General features: G+C 75.5%; 21 protein-coding genes. 13 read left to right on the top strand and 8 right to left on the bottom strand.

Going from position 1 to position 20,676, the window contains the following annotated elements; translation table 11 throughout:
• Positions 1-9: 9 nt before the first annotated feature.
• Positions 10-1,272: an iron uptake transporter deferrochelatase/peroxidase subunit gene (gene efeB, locus GV155_RS12885; protein WP_236554303.1), complete on the top strand. Its 1,263-nt coding sequence runs from the start codon at positions 10-12 to the stop codon at positions 1,270-1,272.
• Here the strand turns inward: efeB and GV155_RS12880 are convergent.
• Entirely contained in the window at positions 1,265-2,938 is a 1,674-nt protein-coding gene (locus GV155_RS12880; protein WP_160008516.1) for an ABC-F family ATP-binding cassette domain-containing protein, read from the bottom strand. The genes efeB and GV155_RS12880 overlap by 8 nt on opposite strands.
• A gap of 241 nt (positions 2,939-3,179) precedes the next feature.
• Complete coding sequence (gene yczR / locus GV155_RS12875; RefSeq protein WP_160008514.1) at positions 3,180-4,610, bottom strand: MocR-like transcription factor YczR; 1,431 nt, start codon at positions 4,608-4,610, stop codon at positions 3,180-3,182.
• A 61-nt stretch (positions 4,611-4,671) separates the two neighbouring features.
• Here yczR and yczE point away from each other — a divergent pair, with 61 nt between their 5' ends.
• Complete coding sequence (gene yczE, locus GV155_RS12870) at positions 4,672-5,373, top strand: membrane protein YczE (RefSeq protein WP_160008512.1); 702 nt, start codon at positions 4,672-4,674, stop codon at positions 5,371-5,373.
• 64 nt (positions 5,374-5,437) lie between these two features.
• On the opposite strand, the gene GV155_RS12865 is transcribed toward yczE, so the two are convergent.
• Positions 5,438-6,004, bottom strand: a complete 567-nt coding sequence (locus GV155_RS12865; RefSeq protein WP_160008510.1) for an O-methyltransferase — start codon at positions 6,002-6,004, stop codon at positions 5,438-5,440.
• A gap of 67 nt (positions 6,005-6,071) precedes the next feature.
• Between GV155_RS12865 and GV155_RS12860 the strand changes: the two genes are divergently transcribed.
• The 8 genes from GV155_RS12860 (at position 6,072) to GV155_RS12830 (ending at position 14,887) form a co-directional block, all read left to right on the top strand.
• A complete protein-coding gene (locus GV155_RS12860; RefSeq protein WP_201300161.1) occupies positions 6,072-7,088 on the top strand; it encodes a DMT family transporter in 1,017 nt (338 codons plus the stop codon).
• A gap of 439 nt (positions 7,089-7,527) precedes the next feature.
• Entirely contained in the window at positions 7,528-7,653 is a 126-nt protein-coding gene (locus tag GV155_RS21000; protein ID WP_268892605.1) for a hypothetical protein, read from the top strand.
• Between the two features lie 10 nt (positions 7,654-7,663).
• The gene (locus GV155_RS12855; RefSeq protein WP_160008508.1) at positions 7,664-8,740 is read left to right on the top strand and encodes a 3-isopropylmalate dehydrogenase; all 1,077 of its coding nucleotides are present in this window, start codon (positions 7,664-7,666) and stop codon (positions 8,738-8,740) included.
• Between the two features lie 70 nt (positions 8,741-8,810).
• Positions 8,811-9,884, top strand: a complete 1,074-nt coding sequence (locus GV155_RS12850) for a branched-chain amino acid aminotransferase (protein WP_160008506.1) — start codon at positions 8,811-8,813, stop codon at positions 9,882-9,884.
• A gap of 59 nt (positions 9,885-9,943) precedes the next feature.
• Positions 9,944-10,360 (top strand): MmcQ/YjbR family DNA-binding protein, encoded by a 417-nt coding sequence (locus GV155_RS12845; RefSeq protein WP_160008504.1) that lies wholly within the window; start codon positions 9,944-9,946, stop codon positions 10,358-10,360.
• Between the two features lie 132 nt (positions 10,361-10,492).
• Complete coding sequence (locus GV155_RS12840; RefSeq protein WP_160008502.1) at positions 10,493-12,328, top strand: serine/threonine-protein kinase; 1,836 nt, start codon at positions 10,493-10,495, stop codon at positions 12,326-12,328.
• 231 nt (positions 12,329-12,559) lie between these two features.
• Positions 12,560-14,164: a citramalate synthase gene (gene cimA / locus GV155_RS12835; protein ID WP_160008500.1), complete on the top strand. Its 1,605-nt coding sequence runs from the start codon at positions 12,560-12,562 to the stop codon at positions 14,162-14,164.
• Positions 14,165-14,173: 9 nt separating this feature from the next.
• On the top strand, positions 14,174-14,887 hold the full coding sequence (locus GV155_RS12830) for a trimeric intracellular cation channel family protein (RefSeq protein WP_236554302.1): 714 nt from the start codon (positions 14,174-14,176) through the stop codon (positions 14,885-14,887).
• Here GV155_RS12830 and GV155_RS12825 read toward each other — a convergent pair.
• Positions 14,862-15,497: a TetR/AcrR family transcriptional regulator gene (locus tag GV155_RS12825; protein ID WP_160008498.1), complete on the bottom strand. Its 636-nt coding sequence runs from the start codon at positions 15,495-15,497 to the stop codon at positions 14,862-14,864. The genes GV155_RS12830 and GV155_RS12825 overlap by 26 nt on opposite strands.
• 81 nt (positions 15,498-15,578) lie before the next feature.
• Between GV155_RS12825 and GV155_RS12820 the strand changes: the two genes are divergently transcribed.
• From GV155_RS12820 to GV155_RS12810, 3 genes are all read left to right on the top strand, one after another.
• The gene (locus tag GV155_RS12820) at positions 15,579-16,127 is read left to right on the top strand and encodes an NAD(P)H-dependent oxidoreductase (protein WP_160008496.1); all 549 of its coding nucleotides are present in this window, start codon (positions 15,579-15,581) and stop codon (positions 16,125-16,127) included.
• Positions 16,128-16,259: 132 nt separating this feature from the next.
• On the top strand, positions 16,260-16,640 hold the full coding sequence (locus GV155_RS12815; RefSeq protein WP_160008494.1) for a DUF6264 family protein: 381 nt from the start codon (positions 16,260-16,262) through the stop codon (positions 16,638-16,640).
• On the top strand, positions 16,637-18,058 hold the full coding sequence (locus GV155_RS12810) for an amidase (RefSeq protein ID WP_160008492.1): 1,422 nt from the start codon (positions 16,637-16,639) through the stop codon (positions 18,056-18,058). Before GV155_RS12815 ends, GV155_RS12810 begins: the two co-directional genes overlap by 4 nt.
• Before the next feature lie 90 nt (positions 18,059-18,148).
• Here GV155_RS12810 and GV155_RS12805 read toward each other — a convergent pair whose 3' ends face one another.
• The 4 genes from GV155_RS12805 to GV155_RS20995 are packed head-to-tail and all read right to left on the bottom strand — an operon-like array spanning position 18,149 to position 20,638.
• Complete coding sequence (locus GV155_RS12805; protein WP_160008490.1) at positions 18,149-18,463, bottom strand: hypothetical protein; 315 nt, start codon at positions 18,461-18,463, stop codon at positions 18,149-18,151.
• A 31-nt stretch (positions 18,464-18,494) separates the two neighbouring features.
• Positions 18,495-19,412, bottom strand: a complete 918-nt coding sequence (locus GV155_RS12800) for an AEC family transporter (RefSeq protein WP_160008488.1) — start codon at positions 19,410-19,412, stop codon at positions 18,495-18,497.
• 33 nt (positions 19,413-19,445) lie between these two features.
• Positions 19,446-20,054: an energy-coupling factor transporter transmembrane component T gene (locus tag GV155_RS12795; protein ID WP_236554301.1), complete on the bottom strand. Its 609-nt coding sequence runs from the start codon at positions 20,052-20,054 to the stop codon at positions 19,446-19,448.
• Entirely contained in the window at positions 20,051-20,638 is a 588-nt protein-coding gene (locus GV155_RS20995; RefSeq protein ID WP_268892622.1) for an energy-coupling factor ABC transporter ATP-binding protein, read from the bottom strand. The genes GV155_RS12795 and GV155_RS20995 overlap by 4 nt, the downstream gene beginning before the upstream one ends.
• Between the last annotated feature and the right edge of the window lie 38 nt (positions 20,639-20,676).

The following is a 20,676-nucleotide window of genomic DNA, read 5'->3' as shown; positions in this document are numbered from 1 at the left end:
GCGGCGCGCGTGGTGCGGGGGGTCTCCCGACGCGGCCTGCTCGGCGGCGGCGCGGCTGCGGTCGGGCTGGCCGGGGCGTACGGCCTCGGGCGCGTCGAGGACCCCGCGACCGGGGCCGCGGGGGCCGGGGAGGAGCGCTATCCGTTCCGCGGGGAGCACCAGGCCGGGATCGTGACGCCGGCCCAGGACCGGCTGCACTTCGCGGCGTTCGACGTCACCACCGACTCCCGCGACGAGCTGGTCGCGCTGCTGCAGCTGTGGACCGCGGCCGCGGAGCGGATGACCGGCGGTGGACCGGCCGGCCCGGTCGGCCCCGTCGAGGGCGCGGCCGACCTGCCGCCGGACGACACCGGCGAGGCGATCGGACTCCCGGCCAGCGGGCTGACGCTCACCTTCGGCTTCGGGCCCGGGCTGTTCCGCGACGCCGGCGGCACCGACCGGTTCGGGCTGGCGGACCGGCAGCCCGCATCCCTCCAGGACCTGCCGCACTTCCCGGGCGACCAGCTCGTGGGGCGGCGTACCGGGGGAGACCTGTGCGTCCAGGCCTGCGCCCAGGACCCCCAGGTCGCGGTGCACGCGATCCGCAACCTGGCCCGGATCGGCTTCGGGACGGTGGCGATCCGGTGGTCCCAGCTGGGCTTCGGCCGGACCTCCAGCACCACCGCGGCCCAGGACACCCCGCGCAACCTGTTCGGCTTCAAGGACGGCACCGCGAACGTGCGCGCCGAGGACGACACCGCCCTGGGCGAGCACGTCTGGGTCGGCGCCGACGACGACGCCGCGGGGTCCTGGCTGGCCGGCGGCTCCTACCTGGTCGCCCGGCGGATCAACATGACGATCGAGACCTGGGACCGCCAGACGCTGGCCGAGCAGGAGGGGATCGTCGGCCGCGCCAAGGGCACCGGCGCCCCGCTGTCGGGCGGCGAGGAGACGACCCCGCCTGACTTCGCGATGCCCGGCAGCAACGACCAGCCGGTGATCCCCGTCGACGCCCACGTCCGGGTGGTGCACCCCTCGTCGAACGGCGGCGCGCAGATGCTGCGGCGCGGCTACAACTTCGTCGACGGCACGAACGAGCTCGGCGGCCTCGACGCCGGCCTGTTCTTCCTGGCCTTCGTCCGCGACCCCGCGACCGACTTCGTGCCGGTGCAGCTGGCGATGGCGCGCAGCGATGCGCTGATGGAGTACCTCAAGGTCACCGGCTCCGCGCTCTTCGCGGTCCCCCCGGGCGTCGGCGAGGGTGAGCACGTCGGCCAGGCCCTCTTCACCTGACCCGCCAAGATGACGCTTGCGGCGCGCCGAGATGACGTTCGCGGCGCGTCGAGGTGACGATTGCGGACAGGTCGAGCACCCGGTCCACCCCGACCGCGTCCAGGAACGGCTGGTCGTGGCTGGCGACGACCAGCGCACCGGCGTAGCCCTGCAACGCCTCGACGAGGGCGTAGTACGACGCGAGGTCGAGGTCGAGGTCGTTGGTCGGCTCGTCGAGCAGCAGCAGGCGGGGGGCGGGCGCGGTCAGCAGGACGGCGGCCAGCGCGGCCCGGAACCGCTCGCCCCCCGAGAGGGCCGCGACGGGTCGATCGGCCGCGGCGCCGCGGAACAGGAACCTCGCCAGGGCCGCCCGCACGTCCTGGACCGGCGTCCCGGGAGAGCGCTCGGCCACGTTCTCGGCCACGGTGGCGCCGGGGTCGAGGTCGTCCCGTCCCTGGCGGAGCAGCCCCACCGGCACCAGCACCTCGACGGTCCCGGCCGCCGGAGGCACCTCGCCGACCAGGGTGTGCAGCAGCGTGGACTTGCCGGACCCGTTGGCGCCGACGAGCGCGACCCGCTCCGGACCGCGGAGGTCGAGTGCGACGGGGGCCCCGGTACGCAGCACGAGGTCGCGGCAGCGGAGCACCTCACGTCCACGGGGCACGGCCGTGCCGGGAAGGTCGACGCGCAGGGTGCGGTCCTCGCGGAGCCGGTCCTCGGCCTGCTCGAGCCGGTCGCGCGCGCCGCTCTCGCGGTCGGTGTGCACGCCGCGCAGCTTCGCCGCCGATCCCTCGGCCTGGTTCTTCTTGGCGTCCACGACGCCCTTGGGCAGGCCCTGGGTCGCCTCGGCGCGCCGGGCGACGCGCTTGCGCCGGGCCAGGACGAGCTCGGCGTCCATCCGGTCCTGCTTCTGCCGACGCAGGTCGGCTCGTGCCGTGGCCACCGCCTGCACCGCGGCTCGCTGCTCGGCGCCGACCTGCTCGACATAGGACGACCAGCCCCCGCCGTACCAGCGGACGCCGTCGGCGCGCAGGTCGCCGATCCGGTCGACGTGCTCGAGCAGCGCGCGGTCGTGACTGACCACCAGCAGGGTCCGCGGCCACGTCGCGACGAGCTCGTGCACCCGGAGGCGGGCGTCGCGGTCGAGGCTGTTGGTGGGCTCGTCGAGCAGCAGCACCTCCGGACGTGCCAGCAGCTGCGCGGCCAGCGAGACCCGGACCAGCTCGCCACCGGAGAGATCGGCGGCGTGGCGGTCGAGCACGGTGGTGTCGAGACCGAGCCGGGCCAGCTCGGCGGCGGTCCGCTCGGCGACGTCCCAGTCGTCGCCGATCGTCTCGAGCAGCGTCGTCAGCCGGGCGGGATCGGTCTCTCCGGCCTCGAGGGCGCTCAGTGCGCGCACGACGTCGCCGATGCCGAGGAGGTCGACGAAGGCACGGTCCCCGGCGGCGGCCGCGAGGTCCTGGCGGAGGTGGCCCACCCGCCCGTACGCCCGGACGTGCCCGCTCGTCGGCGCGAGGTCGCCGGCGAGCAGGCGCAGCAGCGTCGACTTGCCCGACCCGTTCACGCCGACCAGGCCGGAGCGGCCCGGGGGGACGAGGAGGTCGAGGTCGTGCAGGCACGGGGTGCCGTCGGGCCAGGTCAGGCCGAGGCCGGAGGCGGTGAGGACCGCGGGGTCGGTGGTGGGCACGGGGGCTCCTGAGGACGCGGGTCGGACGACCACCCGGGGGGTGGACGCGGCGGACGGCGGCTCAGAGCTTCAACGTGGGGCACCTGGTGGTCGGGGACGGGACGGTCGCAGCGTGGCACGGCGCGAGAGGCACCGGCCACCGGTTTTCCGGACGGCGCGGGGCGCCGGAACCGTCACCTCGACGCGCCGCAAGCGTCATCTCGGCTGTCCGCGAGCGTCATCTCGGCGGGCGGTCCTGCCGTCAGGCGACCATCACCCGGCGGCGGGCCCGCGGGGGGCGGCCCTGCTGCGCCCCGAGCGACTCCCACGCCTCGGCGAGCACCTCGACCGCGCGCTCGAGCTCGTGCGCGGGGCGGGTCCACGGCACGCGCACGAACCGGTCGAGCCCGCCGCCGGGGGCGAACATCGGGCCCGGGGTGACCGCGACACCCCGGCGCTCGGCCTCGGCGGACAGCGCCGTCGCGCTGCCGTGCGGCAGCTCGCACCACAGGGCGAGGCCGCCGCCGGGGACCACGAACCGCCACTCCGGCAGCCGTCCGCGCAGCGCCGCGACCAGCCCGTCGCGCTGCTCGCGCAGCCGGTCGAGGTGGCCCGGCAGCACCGGTCCGCGCGCCAGCAGCCGGGTCAGCACGAGCTGCTCGAGGACGGGGCTGCCGAGGTCCATGCCGAGCCGGGCGTCGGTCAGGTCCGCGACCAGCGCGTGCGGCGCGCGCACCCAGCCCAGGCGGAGGCCGCCCCAGAAGCTCTTGCTGGCGCTGCCGAGCGTGATCGCGTCGGCCGCGAACGCCGCCATCGGCGGCGGCATCTCCTGCCCGTCGAGCGCCAGGGCGGCGTGCGCCTCGTCCACGACGGGCACGGTGCCGGCGCGGCGCATCGCGACTGCCAGCCGCTCCCGCCCGCTCGCGTCCATCAGGTGCCCGGTCGGGTTCTGGAAGTCCGGGATGAGGTACGCCAGCCGCGCCCGCGCCTGCTGCACGACCCGCACCGCCGCGTCCACGTCCCAGCCGCCGGGGTCCACCGGCGAGGGGAGCAGGCGAGCGCCGCGGCGCGACAGCGCCTGGGCGGCGTTGGGGTAGGACGGGGAGTCGACGACCACGCGCGCGCCGGGTCCGCCGAGGGCCTGCTCGACCAGGGCCGCGGCGGCCAGGGCGCCGGGGACCACCAGCACCTGCTCCGGGTCGGTCGGGAGGCCGCGCGCCTCGTACGACGCGGCGACCGCGGCCTGCAGCACCGGCAGGCCGGCCGGGAAGTAGCCGTGTCCGGCGAGGTACGGCGGCAGGTCGGCGGCGGCGTCGGCGTAGGCCGCGGACAGCCCGGCCGGGGCCGCGGCCGCGGAGCAGGACAGGTCCACCCCGCCCTCGACGTGGCGGGGCTGGAGCGCCCGGTCCAGGCGCCGGGACGGTCCGCCGGGCATCCGGACGAAGGTGCCCGCGCCCTGCCGGGCCTCGGCGTACCCGCTGTCGCGCAGGGCGGCGTACGCCCTGGTCACCGTGGTCCGGGAGACCTCGAGCACGCCGGTGAGGTCGCGCTCGCTCGGCAGCCGCGTGCCGTAGGGAACCCGGCCCGACCCGACCAGCTCGACGACCGCGTCGGCGAGACCGACGTAGGCCGGGGCGCGGTCGAAGCCCTCGACCAGGGTCGCGAGGCGGGTCGCGGAGATGGACTGCTGCATGCAGTCCACCGTCTCACGATTGGCTATGGAGCAGAAGGCCAATCACGCGCAGACTTGGAGCATGCGCAGCGACACCACCGTTCCCGCCCGTCCCCGGGCCACCGCGGGCTCCGGGCTCGCCGACCTCGGTCCGATCGAGCAGCTGCGCGCCGGTCGCCTCGGTCGTCGGCTGGTGCAGCTCGCCGTCGGGCTCGCGCTGTTCGGCGTCTCGGTCGCACTCATGGTCGACGCCGGGCTGGGCGCGATGCCGTGGGACGTCCTGCACGTCGGTGTCGCCGGCAACGGCCCGCTGAGCGTCGGGCAGGTCATCGTGCTCGCCAGCTTCGTGGTCCTGCTGCTGTGGATCCCGCTGCGCGAGAAGCCCGGCCTGGGCACCTTCGCGAACGCCGTCCTGGTGGGCGTGACGGCCGACCTCACGCTGCGCGTGCTGCCGGCCAGCAACGACCTGCTGTGGCGGATCCCCGAGATGCTGGTCGGCATCGTGCTCTGCGCGGCAGCGGGTGCGCTGTACATCGGCTCCCAGTTCGGCCGGGGCCCCCGCGACGGGCTGATGACCGGGCTCAACCGGCGTACGGGCCTGTCGCTGCGGCTGGTGCGCACCGGCCTCGAGGTCACCGTGGTCGCGCTCGGGCTCCTGCTCGGCGGGGTCGCCGGCGTCGGGACGGTGCTCTACGCCCTGGCGATCGGCCCGCTCACGCAGCTGATGCTGCCCTGGGCGACCGTCGCGCTGCCCTCGCCCGACCGCGCGCGCCGTCCCGACTGACCGGAACCGTCATCTCGAGGCGCCGCGAGCGTCATCTCGGCTGTCCGCGAGCGTCATCTCGGCGTCAGCGGCGGGTGGCGATGATCGCGGCGGCGTCGGAGGCGACCATCACCTCGGAGGCGGTGAAGCGGGGGTCCGAGAGCCAGCGCTCGCGCATCGCGTCGACCCGGCCGTCGGCCATCGGCGGCCACTGCTCGCACGGCACGAAGTCGTCGAGGACCACGATGCCGCCGGGCTCGACGAGGTCGGCGACGGCCTCGACCGAGACCGCGGTCGGCTCGCCGGAGTCCAGGAAGAGCAGGGAGAACGGGCCCTGGTCGCGCAGGGTGTCCCAGTCGGCCGAGCGGACCTCGACCTGGGGGTCGTCGACGAAGATCTCCGCGGCGGCCTCGGCGAGCTTCCCGTCCAGCTCCGCGGTGAGGATGTGGGCGTCGCCGCGCAGACCGGAGCGCAGCCAGGCCGTGCCCACCCCGCAGCCGGTGCCGAACTCGGCCATCGTCCCGGTCCGGGTCGCGGCCAGCGTCGCGAGCAGCCGGCCGGTCTCGTTGCGGCAGAAGGAGACGTACCCCGCCCGGCGGGAGACGTCGAAGGCGCGTCGCACCACGGCCGGCAGGTCGAGGGGAGCGCTCATCGGTCGATCCTCGCACCCGTGAGACGGCCGTCCCAGCCCGCGGACGGGCTCGTGGCACGATCGCGGCATGGCCCGCTCGGAGGACACCTCGCTGCTGGAGGTGCTCGCGATCCCCGCCATGGTGGGCGTGGGCGCCCTGATCGCGGTGCAGTCGGAGATCAACGGCCGCCTGGCCACCGAGCTCGGGGGAGGGGCGAAGGGCGGGGCCGCCGCCGCCGTCGTCAGCTTCGGGCTCGGCCTGGTCGTCCTCACCACCGTGGTCCTCGCCGCGCCGCGCCAGCGGGCCGGGGTGGTCCGCATCCTGTCCGCGGTCCGGGGTGGCCGGCTCCCCGCCTGGCAGCTGCTGGGCGGGGTCGCCGGAGCGTCCCTCGTCGCCTCGCAGGGACTGGCGGTCGGCACGATCGGCGTCGCGCTCTTCACCGTGGCGATGGTCGCGGGCCAGACCTCCAGCGGCCTGCTGGTCGACCGCGCCGGGCTCGGCCCGTCCGGCCCGCAGGCCGTCAGCGCCGGCCGGGTCGTCGGCGCCACCCTGACGGTGGGGGCCGTCGTCCTCGGCGTGGCGGGCCGCCTCGGTGGAGGGGACCCGCTGACCGTGGGCGTCCTCCTGCTCTGCCTGCTGCCGCTGCTCGCCGGCGCGGCCACCTCGTGGCAGCAGGCCGTCAACGGCCGGGTGTCCGCGGTCGGCGGGCCGATCGCCGCGGCCTTCAACAACTTCGTGGTCGGGCTGACGGCGCTGGTGACCTTCCTGGTCGTGGTGCTCCTCGTGGCGCCGGGCGACCTGCAGGGCCTGCCGGGCACCTGGTGGCTCTACGCCGGCGGACCCGTCGGGGTCCTGTTCATCACGCTGTCCGCCCGTCTGGTGAGCGTCCACGGCGTCCTGGTCCTCAGCCTGTGCACCGTGGCCGGCCTCGTCGTCGGCTCCCTGCTGATCGACGCCCTCGGGCCGGACTCCCACCTGGGCCCGCTCACGGTCGTCGGCGCCCTGCTCGTCCTGGCCGGGGTCGCGGTGGGGGCGGTCTCGAGCGCCCGCGCCGCCCGGGCACGCCGCGCCGCCGCCGTGGCGCAGGCGCCCGTCGCGCCCTGACCGACGCCCGACCGACGCCTGACCGGTGTCCGGCCGGTGTCCGGCCCGCAGTACGGTCGTCCCGCATCGTGAGATGTTCGGGGTGTCCCGGTGCGCGGGACGGTGAGGCCGTCGTACCGTCTCCTCACCATGCGGACCGTCCTCGTACTCATCGAGCGCCGCGACGGGGCCCAGCAGTAACAGCACTGCTCGTGAGGCCACCTCGTCGCGGTGGTCCTCAACGACGGCTTCACGACCCTCTCTGACGTCGCCCCTCGTGGCGGGTGTCCCCGCAGAGCGCGTGATCCGCAGCCTGCCGGTCTCTCCCGTCCGTGCGATCCACGGTCGTCCTCGCCCGCTCCGCGGGGCGACGTCAGCAGCGGCACCCGGGCCAGGTCCGGGCCGGCCGCTGACGCACACGACCCGACCGCACGACCACCACGCACCGGAGGAGAGACCGATGTACGACATGTACCCCGAGTGGGGCCCCGCCAGCCACCTGCCCGAGAACCCCCGTTCCTTCGAGGCCGTCCAGGCCTCGCTCGACCTGCGGGACAACGGCGGCCAGCGCCCCGACGACAACTAGGTTCGTCCCCATGCCGCAGACCCCCCAGACCCCCCGTCCGGACCTCGTCCACCTCGCCGTCATCCCCGGCGACGGCATCGGACCGGAGGTGACCGCCGAGGCCGTGAAGGTCCTCGAGGTCGCCGCTCCCAGCGGGGTGAAGGTCGAGCAGACCCGCTACGACCTCGGCGCCGAGCGCTACCTCGCGACCGGCGAGGTGCTGCCGGACAGCGTCCTCGCGGAGATCCGCGGGCACGACGCGATCCTGCTCGGCGCCGTGGGGGGCCGGCCGGGCGACCCCGCCCTGCCGCCCGGCCTGCTCGAGCGCGGCCTGCTGCTGAGGCTGCGCTTCGAGCTCGACCACTACGTCAACCTGCGCCCCTCGCGGATCTACCCCGGGGCGACCTCACCGCTGGCGAACCCCGGGGAGGTCGACTTCGTCGTCGTCCGGGAGGGCACCGAGGGGCCCTACACCGGCAACGGCGGCGCGATCCGCCCCGGCACGCCGCACGAGGTCGCCACCGAGGTCTCGCTGAACACCGCCTACGGCGTGGAGCGCGTCGTGCGCGACGCCTTCGCGAGGGCCCAGCGCCGCCGGGCCAAGAAGCTGACGCTGGTCCACAAGACCAACGTGCTCGTGCACGCCGGGGCCGTGTGGTGGCGGATCACGCAGGAGGTCGCCGCGGAGTTCCCCGAGGTGACCGTCGACTACATGCACGTCGACGCCGTGATGATCCACCTCGTGACGAACCCGTCGCGCTTCGACGTGATCGTCACCGACAACCTCTTCGGTGACATCGTCACCGACCTGGCCGCCGCCATCACCGGTGGCATCGGCCTCGCGGCGTCCGGCAACGTCAACCCCGACCGCACCGCGCCGTCGATGTTCGAGCCGGTCCACGGCTCGGCGCCCGACATCGCCGGCCAGGGGATCGCCGACCCGACCGCCGCGATCCTCTCGGCCGGGCTGCTGCTCGACCACCTCGGCTTCACCGACGAGGCGGCCGCGCTCGAGGCGGCGGTGGTCGCCGACCTCGCCGAGCGGGACCCGGCCGTGCCGCGCCGCACGAGCGAGACCGGTGACGCCGTCGCCGCCCGCCTGGCCTGACCCGCCTGACCCGCCCGACCCGCCCGGCCTGATCCGACCCGCCGAGACCGAGGGGACTACCGTGCCTGCCATGCAGATCAGCACCACCCGGACCAGCGCCCCGACCGCCGACGACGTCCTCGCCGGGATCCTCGCCGAACCCGGCTTCGGGACGCACTTCACCGACCACATGCTCACCGTGGAGTGGACCCCGACGACCGGCTGGACCGACGCGCGCGTCACGCCGTACGCCCCCCTCACGCTCGACCCCGCGACCGCGGTCCTGCACTACGCGCAGGAGATCTTCGAGGGCATGAAGGCCTACCGCCGCGACGACGGCTCGGTGTGGTCCTTCCGGCCGGAGGAGAACGCCGCGCGGATGGTGCGGTCCTCGCAGCGGCTCGCGCTGCCCGAGCTGCCGGTGGAGGACTTCGTGGCCTGCGTCGACGAGCTGGTGCGCGTCGACGAGCGGTGGGTGCCGGACGCCGCGGGGGAGAAGAGCCTCTACCTGCGCCCGTTCATGTTCGCCTCCGAGGCGTTCCTCGGGGTGCGCCCGGCCCAGCACGTGACCTTCATGGTGATCGCCAGCCCGGCCGGCTCCTACTTCAAGGGCGGGGTCAACCCGGTCTCGCTGTGGCTGACCGAGGAGTACACCCGCGCCGGACGTGGCGGGATGGGCGCCGCCAAGACCGGCGGCAACTACGCCTCCTCCCTGGTCGCCCAGCAGGAGGCCACCGCGCACGGCTGCGACCAGGTCGTCTTTCTCGACGCCCAGGAGGGGCGCCACGTCGAGGAGCTCGGCGGGATGAACCTCTACTTCGTCCACGACGACGGCCACGTCGTGACCCCCGAGACCGGCACGATCCTCGAGGGCATCACCCGCGCCTCGATCATCGAGCTGCTCGGCACGCTCGGCCACACCGTCGAGGAGCGCCGCTTCTCGATCGACGAGTGGCGCGAGGGCGTGTCGTCGGGCCGGATCACCGAGGTCTTCGCCTGCGGCACCGCCGCCGTGGTCACCCCGGTCGGTGCGCTGCACTGGGACGGCGGCTCCACCCCGGCGCCGGCCTCGGTCGACCTGACGACCCGGGTCCGCCAGGCCCTCGTCGACGTGCAGTACGGCCGGGCCGACGACGCGTTCGGCTGGATGCACCGCATCGTCTGAGGCACCCGGCGCCGCGTGCGGGACTGGTCCGCGCGACCGGCCGTGACGATGATGGGGCGATGACGCACCCGATCATGTTCGACGAGGACGACCCGGTCCTCGCCCGGCTGCGCGACGCCGCGGCCCGGCTGCCCGACGTGCACGAGAAGGTCTCCCACGGCCGGCCGGTGCTGACGGCGGGGGAGAAGGGCAAGGTCTTCGCGGTCTACGGCGGGGGCGTCAAGGTCCGCCCGGGCGAGCACGAGCGGCACGACCACGCGGTGCTGCTCAAGCCCGACCCGGCCGAGGCCGGGGCGCTCGCCGAGGACGACCGCTTCTTCAGCCCGGCCTACTACGGTCCGTCCGGCTGGGTCGGCCTCGACCTGGACGGCGCCGCGCACGACGTCGACTGGACCGAGGTCGGCGAGCTGCTGGAGTCGTCGTACCGCACCGTCGCCGGCAAGCGGCTGCTCGACCGGCTCGACGCGGACACCTAGCTCGCCGGTCCCGGGTCGCCGCCCGTACGTCATGCGCCCCGGACCCCGGTCGGGCGCGCCGCCGTACGACGTCCCGCGACTCGGCCCCCGACGCTGAGCGCCTCGCACGCCCGCCGCGGATACCCTCGGTGCGTGACCTCGACCCACTCCTCGCCCCCGGTGCGTCCGCGCGTCGGTGACTACGAGCTGATCGTGAAGATCGGCGAGGGCGGGATGGGCGTGGTCCACCTGGCCCGCCGCCCCGGCGAGGACCGGGTCGCGCTCAAGGTCCTGCGCCCGCACGTGGTGGGCGACCAGGAGGCCCGGGCGCGCCTGGCCCGCGAGGTCTCCTCCCTCGGACGGATCCGCAGCCGCTGGGTCGCCGAGATCGTCGACGCCGACCCGTGGGCCGAGGTCCCGTACGTCGCCACCCGCTACGTGCCGGGTCTGTCGCTGCACGACCACGTGCTCGAGGACGGCAAGGTGACCGGCCGCGACCTGACCTGGTTCGCCGGCTGCCTGGCCGAGGGGCTGGCCAGCGTCCACGCCGCCGGGGTCCTGCACCGCGACGTGAAGCCGTCCAACGTGCTGATGGAGGGTCGGACCCCGATCCTGATCGACTTCGGCCTGGCCCGGGTCGCCGACGACCCCAAGCTCACCCACACCGGCTGGCTGCTCGGCACCCCCGGCTACCTCGCGCCCGAGATCCTGCACGGCGACGAGCCCACGCCGGCCGCCGACGTGCACTCCTGGGCGGCGACGGTGGCCTATGCCGCGACCGGTGCGCCGCCGTTCGGGCGCGGCCCGGCGATGGCGATCATGGACCGCGTCCGCCGCGGCCAGCACGCCCTCGACGGTCACCCCGACCTCCCCGAGCCGCTGCGCTCGGTCGTCGTCGCCGCCCTCGACCCGGACCCCGAGGAGCGCCCGGACCTCGCGAGCCTCCTGGACTGGCTGCGCCCGCAGTCCACCCGTCCGCACGACCGGCCCGTGCCGCCCCCGCTGGGACCGTCCGGCCAGGACGCGTGGACGGGCCTCGACGCCGACCTCGACGAGCCCGCCGAGGAACCCGGCTGGGCGCACGAGACCGCCCCCGTCGGGCTGCACCACTGGCACGAGGACACCACGCTGCGGGGTGCGCCCGACCCGGACGACGTCCACGACACGCGGGTGCTGACCGCCGTCGACGACCGTGACGCAGCGCCCGGGCGGGACGACACCTGGCTCCCGGGCGCCTGGCAGGACGCTCCGCCGCCGACCCGCTACGACGACCGGGCCGGGCTCCAGGACGACCGCCGTGACGACCGGTGGGGCGGCCAGGGGGACGGCCGGTGGCAGGGGGACGGCCGGTGGGACGAGCAGGACCCCGAGCAGGTCTGGGAGCCCTGGCAGCCGCCCCGCGCCACGGCGGCCGAGCGTGCCCGCCGCGGGTCGCTCGTCCTGCTGACCGGGGCCGCCGTCGCCGCCGGCGTCGCCGCCTTCCCCTGGCTCGCCACGATCACCGTGCTCCTCGTCGTGTGGGTGCTGCGCAGCGGCTCGGCGGCCCGCTCCCGGGTCGCTGACCGACGCCTGCGCCGCGGTCGGTCGAGCTGGTGGGAGGGTCCGGCCCTGGTCGTCGGCAGCCCGCTCCACCTGCTCCGGGGCCTGCCCAGCACGGTCGGGCTCGCCCTGGTCGCCGGGGCGCTCGCGGCCTCGGCCGGCCTGGTCGCGGTCGCCGCGACCGGTGAGATGCCCCGTGCGCTGGGCGTCGCCGGCGCGGCCCTGGCCCTCGCGCTGTGGTGGGGCCCGGGGGCCAGCCGGGTGCGCGGACCCGTCGGCTCCGTCGTACGCCCGCTGGCGCACCGGCTGCCGGTCTGGCTGCTCGCCGTCGTGCTGGTCGGTGGGGCGGCGGCCGGCCTGGCCGCGCTGGCCTCGGCCGGGCCCGACTGGACCCCCGGCGGCGCGCCCTCGCTGACCGACCCGATCGGGTCGCTCGGCGCCGGCGGCTGACGTCCGACCGCGTGTCTGCACCGACCGGATCCTGAGACCTCTGTCCACATCGCGGGCGCCGTGGCACGATGACGCCATGAGCACCCCGTCGCGGCCCCTGCCGCACCGCCTCATCATTCGCTAGCGCGTCGAGCACCTCGACGCGCCCACCTCTCGTCCGCGGGAGGTTTTTTTGTGCCCCGACCCAGCCGTTCCGCCAGCCGTACCCGACAGCCCAGGAGGGCCCGCCCGATGGACCTGCACGGCGACTTCCACGTCTACGACACGACGCTGCGCGACGGTGCGCAGCAGGAGGGCCTGACGCTGTCGGTGGCCGACAAGCTGTCGATCGCGCGGCAGCTCGACGGGCTCGGGGTGGGCTACGTCGAGGGTGGTTGGCCCGGGGCCAACCCCAAGGACACCGCCTTCTTCGCCCGGGCCAGGGACGAGCTGGACCTGCGCCACGCCAAGCTCACCGCCTTCGGCGCGACCCGGCGTGCCGGCGTGGCCGCCGCCGACGACCCGCTCGTCGCCGCCCTGCGCGACAGCGGGGCGGGCGTGGTCACGCTGGTGGCCAAGAGCCACGACCGCCACGTCGAGCTCGCGCTACGTACCACGCTCGAGGAGAACCTGGCCATGGTGCGCGACACCGTGGCCCACCTGCGCGCGGAGGGTCAGGAGGTCTTCCTCGACGCCGAGCACTTCTTCGACGGCTACCGCGCCAACCGGGCCTACGCCCTCGAGGTGCTGCGGACCGCCACCGAGGCCGGCGCGTCCGTCGTCGCGCTGTGCGACACCAACGGCGGGATGCTGCCGGGCTGGGTCGGCGACGTCGTGCACGACGTGGTCGAGTCCACGGGCGCCCGCGTCGGGATCCACTGCCACAACGACACCGGTTGCGCGGTGGCCAACACCCTGGCCGCGGTCGACGCGGGCGCGAGCCACGTGCAGGGCACGGTCAACGGGTACGGCGAGCGCACCGGCAACGCCGACCTGGTCGCGGTGGTCGCCAACCTGCAGCTGAAGCTGGGACGCCAGGTGCTCCCGGAGGGGCTGCTGCGCGAGGCCACCCGGATCGCGCACGCCGTCGCGGAGGTCACCAACGTGCCGCCGGCGTCGCGGCAGCCGTACGTCGGCACCTCGGCGTTCGCCCACAAGGCCGGGCTGCACGCCAGCGCGATCAAGGTCGACCCCGACCTCTACCAGCACATGGACCCCCTCGGCGTCGGCAACGACATGAGGCTGCTGGTCTCCGACATGGCCGGGCGGGCCTCCATCGAGCTCAAGGGCCGCGAGCTGGGCTTCGACCTCAGCACCGACTCCGCCGAGGGTCGCGACCTGGTCGCCCGGGTCACGGGCCGGGTCAAGGAGCTGGAGCTGCGCGGGCACACCTTCGAGGCCGCCGACGCCTCCTTCGAGCTGCTGCTGCTCGAGGAGCTGGAGGGCGCCCGGCCGTCGTACGTCGAGGTCGAGTCGTGGCGCGTGATCACCGAGACGCTGACCCACGCCGCCCCCGGTGAGGAGGCGATCTCGGAGGCGACGGTCAAGCTCCGGGCCGGCGGCGTCCGCTACGTCACCACCGGCGAGGGCAACGGGCCCGTCAACGCCCTCGACCAGGCCCTGCGCACCGCCATCGGGCAGGCCTACCCGCAGGTGACCCGCTTCGAGCTGATCGACTACAAGGTCCGGATCCTCGACCAGGGTCACGGAACCGACGCGATCACGCGGGTGCTGATCGAGACCAGCGACGGGGAGTCGTCCTGGGTCACCGTCGGGGTCGGCGCCAACGTGATCGAGGCCTCGTGGGGTGCGCTGCTCGACGGGCTCACCTACGGACTGCGCCGTCAGGGCGCCTGAGCGTCGCAGGTGGGACCCGACGAGCTGACCGACCCCGGGACGCTGGCCACCCTGAGGCTGGTCCTCGACGTGGTCGGCGTGTTCGTGTTCGCCCTGTCCGGGGCGCTGCTGGCCGTGCGGCGCGGGCTCGACCTCTTCGGCGTGCTCGTGCTGGCCTGGGTGGCCGGCCTCGGCGGCGGCACCCTGCGCGACGTGCTCCTCGGGCTCACGCCGCCGGCCGGGGTCAGCGACGGCCGGCTGGTCACGGCCGCGCTGCTGGCCGGGCTGCTGGTCTTCGCGCTGTACGGCGCCTACCGCGACCTCGCCCGGCGGCACCCCGACGTGCGCTGGGGGCGGGCGTCGTACGCCGTGCGCGTGCTGGACGCGGTCGGGCTCGGTGTGTTCGCCGTCAACGGCGCCCTGCTGGCGCTGGCGGTCGGGGCCGGGCCCCTGACCGCGACCATCGTCGGTGGGGTGACCGCCATCGGTGGCGGCCTGCTGCGCGACCTGCTCGTGGGGCAGGTGCCCGAGGTGCTGCGACGCGAGCTCTACGCCGTGCCGGCCCTCACCGGCGCCGGGCTGGTCGTCCTGGCCGACCACCTCGGGGTGCTGTCCTCGGCGGTGGCGGTCGGCTGCGCCGGGCTGGTCACCGTGGTCCGGCTGGTGGCGGTGGGCCTCGACCTCAACGCGCCGCGGGCGCTGCGCACCGAGGGCCCGATCAGGTGGCCCCGCCGGGAGGAGTGACCGCCGGGCGGCCGACCACGCGGCGCACCAGGTCGGCCCAGCCGGCGAGCACCCGCTCGACAGGCAGCCCGTCGAGGCGGACCTGCTGCTCGAGCACCGGCACCTCCAGCGGCGCCAGGAGCGCGACGGCGAGCAGGGGCAGGTCGCCGTCGACCTCGAGCTGCGTGAGCAGGTGGCGCACGTGCAGGGCGGCGAATGAGTGCGCCCCGCTCGCGCGGGCACCCTCGGCCCCGGCGGCCCGGATGAGAGCGGCGTGCTGGAGCGTGGTGCGCAGCCGCGAGTCGCCGAGGGCCAGCAGACGCTCGAGCGGGGGCGCGCCCGGGCCGAGCGGCGGGGGGCCGGAGATGACCGCGGCCTGCCAGGCGCGCTCGGTGTGGTCGAGCAGCGCGGCCATCAGCCCGCCACGGCTGCCGAAGCGCCGGAAGACGGTGCCCTTGCCGACCCCGGCCCGGGCGGCGAGCGCGTCCATCGTGACCTCGTCCGCGCCGAGCTCGGCGACCATCGCGGCCGCGGCGTCGAGCAGCAGCTCGCGGTTGCGTGCGGCGTCGGCGCGCTCGGGCGCGGCCTGGTCGGCCAGCGGGAGGAGCCGGCGGGCGGGGTCGGAGGTCATCGTGGGCCGAGTGTGGCAGAGCCCACCCCGGGTGGCGGGGTGGGCGGGAATACAAACGGACCGTGGTCCGTTTGGGCCTCCATGACTCACACCACCGTCGCCGTCCTGGTCGGCAGCCTCCGCGCCGACTCCGTCAACCGCCGCCTCGCGCTCGCCCTGCGCGACCGTGCCCCCGAGGGCGTCGTGCTCGACGTCGTCGACGACCTCGGCACTCTCCCGTTCTACAACGAGGACGTGGACTCCGACGCCGTCGCCGTCCCGGCCGCCGCCGTCGCGCTGCGCGAGCGGGTCGCCGCCGCCGACGTCGTGCTCGCGGTCACCCCGGAGTACAACGGCACCATGCCGGCCGCGCTCAACAACGCCATCGACTGGCTGTCGCGCCCGTACGGCGCCGGCGCCCTGGTCGGCAAGCGCTTCGGCGTCGTCGGCACCACCCCGACCCCCTACGGCGGCCAGTGGGCGCACGCCGACACGCTGCGCTCGGCCGGCATCGCCGGGGCCCTCCCGGTCGAGGACGTCACCGTCTCGCAGCCGGGTATCGACGTGGACCCGGTCGAGGACGAGGGTGTCCGCGCCCGCCTCGACGCCGCGCTCGCGACCCTCGTCTCCCGCGAGGACGCAGCCGCCTGACCCAGCCGAGATGACGCTCGCGGACAGCCGAGGTGACGCTCGCGGACAGTCGAGGTGACGCTCGCGGACACCCGGTCGACCCCGTGATCCCAGCCGCCTGACGGCGCGAGCCACCGGCCCTACCCTGGGCCGGTGGCCACCGCTCCCGACCTTCCGCCGCCCGCTGCTGCCCCCGCACCCGCGGCCGGGCGGCGCACCGCCGACGTCGTCGTCACCGTGGTGCTGCTCCTGGTGACCGGGGCGCTCGGCCTGGTGGCGGCGTTCTTCGGGATGTTCACCGGGATGGTCTCCGACGGGTGCTTCGGTGACGACCTGTGCGGCTCCCGGGTCGGCACGGGCACCCTCATCAACGTCCTCGCCCCGGTCGTCTGCTGGATCGCTGCCGTGGTGGTGTGCGCGCGCCGCCTGGCGCGGCGGCAGCCGGCGTGGTGGGTGCCGCTGGTCGCGGTGGTGGCGTGGTTCCTGCTGGTGCTGGTCGGCTCCGCCGTCGCGACCTCGGCGATGCCCTCGTGACGGGCGGTCTGCACGACCTCACCGCGCTCGAGCAGGGCGCGCTGGTCGCGGCAGGTGAGGTGCTCCCGGTCGAGCTGGTCGACCACTACCTGGACCGGGTCGACCGCCTCGACGACGTCGGGGCGTTCGTGACGGCGACGCTCGCGCTGGCCCGGGAGCGGGCGGCGGCCCTGGGCGTACGCCCGGAGGGTGCGGGCCCGCTGTGGGGCGTCCCCACCGCGGTCAAGGACCTGAACCCGACCGCGGGCGTCGCGACCTCCTTCGGGTCGACGGTCTTCGAGGGCTTCGTGCCGGAGCAGTCCGACGGCGTCGTGCTGTCGCTGGAGGCCGCCGGGACGGTCAGCCTCGGCAAGACCAGCACGCCCGAGCTCGGGTCGCCCTGCTACACCGAGCCGGAGGGCCGTCCGCCCGCGGTCACGCCGTGGGACCGCACCCGGATGGCCGGCGGGTCGTCGGGCGGCGCGGCGGCGGCGGTCGCGGCCGGTCTCGTCCCGCTCGCCCAGGGCTCCGACGGCGGCGGCTCGATCCGGATCCCGGCGTCCTGCTGCGGGCTGGTGGGGCTCAAGCCGACCAGGGGACGGATCAGCGGGTGGCCGTCGTACGGCGACCCGGTCGGCCTGGCCACCGCCGGGACGCTGGCCCGCGACGTCCGGGACGCCGCCGCCCTCCTGGACGTGCTGGCCGGGCGCCGGACCGGCGACCCCACGTGGGCCCCGCCGCCGCGGGGCACGTTCCTGGCCGCCTGCGACCGCGACCCCGGACGGCTGCGGGTGGCCCGCTTCGCGGCGCCCGTGATCACCGATGTCGACGTCGACCCGGAGTGCCTGCAGGCCTGGGAGGACGCGTCCCTGCTGCTGGAACGGCTCGGCCACCAGGTCGAGGACGTGCCCGTGCCGCTGCCGCGCGCGGCCGTCGCCGACTTCGAGACCTGCTGGGCCGTTCTCACCGCGCTCACCCCCGTGCCGCCGGAGCGCGAGCACCTGCTCCGCCCGCTGACCCGGTGGTTGGCCGCGCGCGGTCAGGCCGTGAGCGGCCAGGCGTTCGGCACCGCCGTCGGGGCGGTGCGGCGCCACGCGGCGACCGCGCTGGAGGCGCTCGCGCCGTACGACCTCGTGCTCACGCCGACGCTCGCCTCGCCGCCGCTGCCGGTCGGGGCGATCCGTGACGACGCCGACCCGGCGGCCGACTTCGAGGCGCAGAAGGCCTTCACCCCGTGGACGTCGGCGTGGAACGTGACCGGGATGCCGGCCGTGTCCCTGCCGCTGCACCAGACCGCGCCGCTCCCGGGAGCGCCCGGCGGGCTCCCGGTCGGGGTGATGCTCGCCGCTCGCCCGGCCGAGGAGGAGCTGCTCCTCGCGGCGGCCGCCCAGGTCGAGGCCACCGCCCCGTGGCGCGACCGTCGCCCGCCGGGCTGGTGACCGCCGAGGTGACGCTCGCGGCGGGCCGAGATGACCCTCGCGGCGCTTCGAGGTGACGATTCCGGACAGCTTCCGCCCGGTGTCCACGACTCAGGTGATCGCCCAGGCGGCGCGGAACTCCTCCGGGTCCAACCGGACCAGGTCGTCGCGCACCTCCTGCAGCACCCCGGTCGCGTGCTGCGGGGGACCGGCGGCCAGGCGCAGCTCCTCGACCCCGTCGTGGCGACGCCGTACGACGACGTCCCCGGCGCTGCTGAGCTCCATCAGGCCCCCGAAGCTCGCGCACCACAGGTCGAGGGCGGCCTCCAGGACGCGGCGACCCCGCGGGCGGGGGTGCGGCTCGATCCCGGCGACGTAGACCTCGTCGGCGGCGACGGGGTCGAGGGTGTCCGGGGCGATGCTCACGTGGCCAGCCTAGGTCGGACCCCGCGGGGTCTCAGCCGAGGAGCGCGACGACGACGATCACGACGGGGACGCACGCCACGGTGCTGACGAAGATGGCGTCGCGCGCGAGCAGCACCGCCCGGTCGTAGCGCTGCGCGATCACGAAGACGTTCTGCGCCGTGGGCAGTGCCGACAGGACGGTGACGGCCAGCAGCGCCCCGTCGTCGAGGCCGAGGAGGCTCCCGATCACGTACGCCGCCGCGGGCTGGACCAGCAGCTTGAGGCCGACGGCGAGGCCGAGGTCGTACGCCGGGACCCCGCGCCCCGGGAGCGGACCCAGCCGCAGCGCGACGCCGTAGGCCACCAGCATCGCCGGCACCGCCATCGCGCCGAGCAGCTCGACGGGGTCGGCGACCACCGACGGGACGTCGACGCCGGTCAGCGCGACGACCAGGCCGAGCCCGGAGCCGACGGTGATGGGGTTCTTCAGCGGGCGGAGCAGGACGCGGCCGACCGACAGCCGGGTCGGGCTGACCGCGACGTCGAGCAGCGTCAGCGCGAGCGGCTGCAGGAGGAGCAGCTGGATCAGCAGCACCGGCACCACGAGGGCGGCGTCGCCGAGCACGTAGAAGGCGATCGGCAGGCCGAGGTTGCCACCGTTGCAGTAGGACGACGACAGGGTCGCCACGACACCGGTGCCGAGGTCGGTGCGTCGTACGGCCAGGACCGAGACGTTGAGGACCACGGTCACCACGATCGCGCCGGCGATGGCCACCAGGTTGCCCGAGAAGAGCGCGCGGACGTCGCTGTCCTGCAGCGTGGTGAAGAGCAGGGCCGGACTCGCGACGTAGAACGCCACGGTGGACAGGGTGCGCTGGCCGGACTGGTCGACCAGGCGCAGGTGGCCCAGCAGGATCCCGACCCCGACGACGACGCCGATGGTGGCGAACCCTGCGAAGACCCCCGTCACGTGCCACGACCCTACGAGGACGGGCCGCCGGGCTCAGTCGTCGCCCACCCCGCGGGCGTGCAGGGCGTCGCCGGTGGCGCGGGCGTGCGAGACGACGCGGACGACGAGGGGCACCAGCCGGGCGCGCGGGCTGCGCTCCAGCCCGCGGGCGACCGCCGCGTCCCGGGTCTCCTCGGCGATCGCCACTGTGGTCGGGATCGCGCGCAGCGCCAGCGAGATGGTCAGCGCCACCCGGTCGGGGTCCACGCCGAGTCCGCGCAGCGGCCCCAGGGCGCGGACGAGGGCGTCGAGCACCTCGTCGACGGGCGTCGTGAGGGTGAGCACGGTGGCCAGCACGACCAGGGCGAGCAGGTCCCCGACGGACTCGACCGCGCGCGCCCACCCGTTGTTCCACACCTGGAACCCGCCCAGCAGGACGGCGACCAGGAGCAGCCCGCGCAGGGTCCGCAGGCCCTCCCGGGCGGTGAGACCGGCGTACGCCCCCAGGCCGACCGCCACCACCAGCGCGACGACGGCGCTCACCGGTCCGCGCACCAGCACCACGACGAGGCCCAGCACGACCAGCCCCAGCAGCTTGGCGCCGGCCGGGAGCCGGTGCAGCCAGGTGGTGCCGGGACGGTGCATCCCGAGCAGCAGGCTCACGCGACGCGCCGGTAGTGCTCGACGACCTCGCGGGCCGCGCCGTCGGCCACGACCCGTCCGTCGGTGACCAGCAGCGCCCGGTCGCAGCGGGCGGCCAGCTCCAGGTCGTGCGTGACCAGGACCAGCTGCTGCGGCAGGCCCAGCAGGAGGTCGCCGACCCGGCGGCTGTTGCCGAGGTCGAGCAGGGTGGTGGGCTCGTCGGCGACCAGCAGCGACGGGTCCGTGGCGAGCACCCCGGCCAGGGCCAGCAGCTGCCGCTGGCCGCCGGAGAGCCCGTGCACGCTGCGGTCGCCCAGGCCGTCGAGGCCGGCGTCGGCCAGCACCTGGAGGGCGGCGCGCCGGCGTACGTCCTTGTCCCGGTGGGTGCGGCGCAGCGAGAGGGCGACGTCCTCGACGGCGGTCGGCATCACGAGCTGGGCGGCGGGGTCGGTGAAGACGAACCCGACCCGACGACGGACCTCGCGGCCGTGGCGCGCCACGTCGAGACCGTCGACCAGCACCCGCCCGGTCGAGGCGGTGACCAGGCCGTTCAGCAGCCGCGCCAGGGTCGACTTGCCGGAGCCGTTGGGGCCGACGAGGGCGATCCGGCGCTCGGACAGGGCGAGCGAGGTCGGGTGCAGGA

It is taken from the genome of Nocardioides sp. AX2bis, from assembly GCF_902506435.1.
GTDB lineage: Bacteria > Actinomycetota > Actinomycetes > Propionibacteriales > Nocardioidaceae > Nocardioides.
Note: the sequence above shows the minus strand (reverse complement) of the source record. Positions and strands in the feature narration are given on the sequence as shown.

Excerpts from the sequence above, each read along its gene's own strand:
- yczR (WP_160008514.1), bottom strand. The coding sequence starts at position 4,610 with ATGCAGCAGTCCATCTCCGCGACCCGCCTCGCGACCCTGGTCGAGGGC.
- yczE (WP_160008512.1), top strand. The coding sequence starts at position 4,672 with ATGCGCAGCGACACCACCGTTCCCGCCCGTCCCCGGGCCACCGCGGGC.
- GV155_RS12865 (WP_160008510.1), bottom strand. The coding sequence starts at position 6,004 with ATGAGCGCTCCCCTCGACCTGCCGGCCGTGGTGCGACGCGCCTTCGAC.
- GV155_RS12860 (WP_201300161.1), top strand. The coding sequence starts at position 6,072 with ATGGCCCGCTCGGAGGACACCTCGCTGCTGGAGGTGCTCGCGATCCCC.
- GV155_RS21000 (WP_268892605.1), top strand. The coding sequence starts at position 7,528 with ATGTACGACATGTACCCCGAGTGGGGCCCCGCCAGCCACCTGCCCGAG.
- GV155_RS12855 (WP_160008508.1), top strand. The coding sequence starts at position 7,664 with ATGCCGCAGACCCCCCAGACCCCCCGTCCGGACCTCGTCCACCTCGCC.
- GV155_RS12850 (WP_160008506.1), top strand. The coding sequence starts at position 8,811 with ATGCAGATCAGCACCACCCGGACCAGCGCCCCGACCGCCGACGACGTC.
- GV155_RS12845 (WP_160008504.1), top strand. The coding sequence starts at position 9,944 with ATGACGCACCCGATCATGTTCGACGAGGACGACCCGGTCCTCGCCCGG.
- cimA (WP_160008500.1), top strand. The coding sequence starts at position 12,560 with ATGGACCTGCACGGCGACTTCCACGTCTACGACACGACGCTGCGCGAC.
- GV155_RS12825 (WP_160008498.1), bottom strand. The coding sequence starts at position 15,497 with ATGACCTCCGACCCCGCCCGCCGGCTCCTCCCGCTGGCCGACCAGGCC.
- GV155_RS12820 (WP_160008496.1), top strand. The coding sequence starts at position 15,579 with ATGACTCACACCACCGTCGCCGTCCTGGTCGGCAGCCTCCGCGCCGAC.